Here is a 2953-nt window from a genome sequence, read left to right as displayed (position 1 = left end):
CAGGTTCCCCAGAAATCGTGGTTGACCGAGAGCACAGTTCCTTTTTCATCCGGGTCAAAGCTCGCCTGAAAAAAGCGATATCCCTCATGGTCCAGCACGTGATTCATAAAAATATCGTAGTCAAATGTGCGCTCATCATTCACCGTTATCTTACTCATAAATGCAGAGTAGGCCTTTTCGGTACCGGGGTATTTTTCGGCGATAAAATCATTAAGGGTTATGCTAAAGGGCAACTCTCGTATTTTTGACCCATAAGCAGCGCGGAAAGTCAGTTTTCCAATGGTAAAAGGTTCGCTGTACTGCAACCGGCCTTTACTCCCAAGCAGGGCCTTTTGAACCGTCTGGCCCTGCGAAGTGACCTCAATCAGCATAGCGTCAGGATCGTTATCGTTCCGTTCCCCATCGGGAATCCGAACGGCCTGGTAACTCCCGCGAACAGGGAGTTCTGGCAATACAAACTGCAGATTTCCCAGGGTATAGAGGGATCGCAAATACAGCGTCTGGGTACTGTCGTTGGTCAGGGTGCCACTGAACTGGTCAGCCATCCGCATAAAACTCCCTGCGAAAGGAGAGCGGATTTTAAACCCTTCAGGGGTCTCCAGAATGTTGATAGCGCCCTCTGTCAACTGGTTATAGCTGAAAAGGATATTGTGGATACTCTCTACCTTGCCTTCCTGTAAATAATGCTCATGCCTTCCGCCATCACCGGCCTCGACTATTTTGATATATTTTGAGCCGGAGTCGTCCGGCACAATTTCCATTCGGGCTCCTTCAATAAAACCTGCAAAGGATATTTTTAAAGGTATTGTATCGAAATCGACCTTCCAGGGGAGATTCGACTGAATCGCCTGTTCGGTGACGATCAGGTCATCCTCCAAAGGAAGGCGTTGCAATTGTCCGTCCTTTTCACCGTCCACCAGCACGGTCAGGTACGTTTTGTCGGAATAGAAAACTTTTTCCGTAGCCCCTTCCCTTATGGGCATCATACCCTCATAACTGATGTACCGGGTTATAAAAGCCCCCACTATGATCAGGATCCAGGAGAGGTGGAGCAAGAGTACCGGCCATTTTTCCCTTCGAAGCAGCCGGTAGCGCTTAATGTTGCCAATGAAATTGATCATAAAAAAGACCATAATCACTTCAAACCACCACGCATTGTAAATCCAGATACGAGCGGTGGCTGTACTATACCAACTTTCAATAAACGTCCCAAAGGCCATGGCTACAGCCATAACAAGGAACAAAACAGCCATCAATCGGGTAGAGAAAAGTAGTTTTCCCAGAGTCTTCAACATGTTTTTAGTGTCTAGTGGTCTTCTAAAATAAGCTAAACCGACACAAAAATAAAACAGGGGGGGCACTACCCCTAATTCCAATTGTTAAAAGGTCATTTTTTTATGAGTTGCTAGATGAAATACCATGTTTTCAGCAATTTTCGATGATCCAACGGACCGCCATTTTAAACCGGGATATGGGAGATTTGTTGATGCATTTTAAACCCGGGGTCAAGAGGGCTATGATTATATCTTTATTTTTACGCCGTGATTCGCGTTGTTCTTATCGGAAGTGGTAACCTCGCCTACCATCTGCACAAGGCTTTATTGGGGGCTCAGGATGTTTCGCTTGTAGGATTGGTTGCCCGCCGGCCTGAAGCCCTTGCTGGCTTTGAGGCTGGCCTCCCCAAAAAAAAGCTGGGTGCCACCCCGGACGCAGCTGATGTGTTTATTCTTGCAGTAGCCGATAGTGCCATAGCGCAAGTTATGGGGCACTACCAGGGAAAAGAAGGGCTTTTTGTGCATACCTCAGGTGCTATGGGTTTAGAGGTTTTAAAAGGCGCTTCGCGACAGGGTGTGCTCTATCCGTTGCAAACTTTTACCAGGGAGCGGCCGCTTGATTTCCAAAAAGTACCCTTGTGCATCGAGGCGGCCAAAGAATCTGATACTCAGCTCCTCACTGCCCTGGCGCGTTCGCTCAGTTCACAAGTACATGAAATACCTACCGAAAAACGCAGGGCACTGCACCTTGCCGCTGTTTACGTCAATAATTTCTCCAACCATATGATGTACCTTGGAGAGACGATTTGTGCGGGGGCAGGGCTTTCAAAAAACATTCTCGGCCCCCTGCTCGAAGAAACCTGCGCAAAAGCAACGGCCCTTTCAGCCTATTCAGCACAAACAGGCCCGGCCCGCAGGAATGACACAGAAACACTGCAGGCCCATTTACACATGCTGATCGGGGAAAAAGACAAAGAACTCTACACTAAAATCTCTGAATCCATATACCGAACTTATGAGCAGGAACTATAAAGAACTCCTTGAGAATGTCACCACCTTCGTTTTCGATGTGGATGGGGTCTTTACCGACAGTACCATTATGATTACCACAGAGGGCGAACTCCTCAGGACGATGAATGTCCGCGACGGGTATGCGGTTAAAACAGCCCTCAACCAGGGGTACCGGGTTTGCATTATCAGCGGAGGATCGAACGAAGGCGTACGTCAACGCCTGCAGGGCCTCGGTGTCACGGATATCTACCTGGGGGCTGCCTTTAAAGAGGAGTCCCTGCGGGAATATCTGCTGGATTACGAAATACAGGCTGAGGAAATCCTTTATATGGGGGATGACATTCCCGATATCCCGGCTATGCAAATGTCGGGTATGGTCGTTTGTCCACAGGATGCCGTCCCGGAAGTTAAACGAATCTCCCATTATATTTCACATCTCAATGGCGGGGAGGGCTGTGTACGAGACATTATCCAGCAGGTGCTTAAGGTGCGCGGGCACTGGCATACACACTTCGACGCCGCGAACGATTAAACCCATACATGGTACAGTTTGGATTTCGAAAAATAATACTGGGCTCAGGCTCCCCGAGAAGGAAATTTCTTTTGGAGTCCATGGGTCTGAAGGTAGAAATCATCCGGTCGGATGTTCAGGAAGTATATCCCCCAAC

The 2953-nt window shown here is 48.3% G+C and carries 4 protein-coding genes; 3 read left to right on the top strand and 1 reads right to left on the bottom strand.

The features are described 5' to 3' along the window. On the bottom strand, positions 1-1295 hold a 1295-nt coding region (locus tag WBV75_RS13265; protein ID WP_424121064.1), incomplete at its 3' end, for a cytochrome c biogenesis protein ResB. Between the two features lie 246 nt (positions 1296-1541). On the opposite strand from WBV75_RS13265, the gene WBV75_RS13260 reads away from it, so the two are divergent. The 3 genes from WBV75_RS13260 to WBV75_RS13250 all read left to right on the top strand — a co-directional run. Next, positions 1542-2306 (top strand): Rossmann-like and DUF2520 domain-containing protein, encoded by a 765-nt coding sequence (locus tag WBV75_RS13260; RefSeq protein ID WP_424121063.1) that lies wholly within the window; start codon positions 1542-1544, stop codon positions 2304-2306. Further along, positions 2290-2817: a KdsC family phosphatase gene (locus tag WBV75_RS13255; protein WP_424121062.1), complete on the top strand. Its 528-nt coding sequence runs from the start codon at positions 2290-2292 to the stop codon at positions 2815-2817. Before WBV75_RS13260 ends, WBV75_RS13255 begins: the two co-directional genes overlap by 17 nt. A gap of 8 nt (positions 2818-2825) precedes the next feature. Further along, positions 2826-2953 (top strand): Maf family protein (locus WBV75_RS13250; RefSeq protein ID WP_424121065.1); only part of this gene is annotated, 128 nt, incomplete at its 3' end.

Origin of the sequence: Robiginitalea sp., from assembly GCF_049588695.1 — a bacterium.
In the GTDB taxonomy this organism is placed as follows: domain Bacteria; phylum Bacteroidota; class Bacteroidia; order Flavobacteriales; family Flavobacteriaceae; genus Robiginitalea.
The sequence above is the reverse complement of the archived record's forward strand: the minus strand, read 5'-3'. Positions and strand labels throughout refer to the sequence as shown.

What these genes read in the sequence shown, in the direction of transcription:
- WBV75_RS13255 (WP_424121062.1), top strand. Translation starts at nt 2,290, where the DNA reads ATGAGCAGGAACTATAAAGAACTCCTTGAGAATGTCACCACCTTCGTT.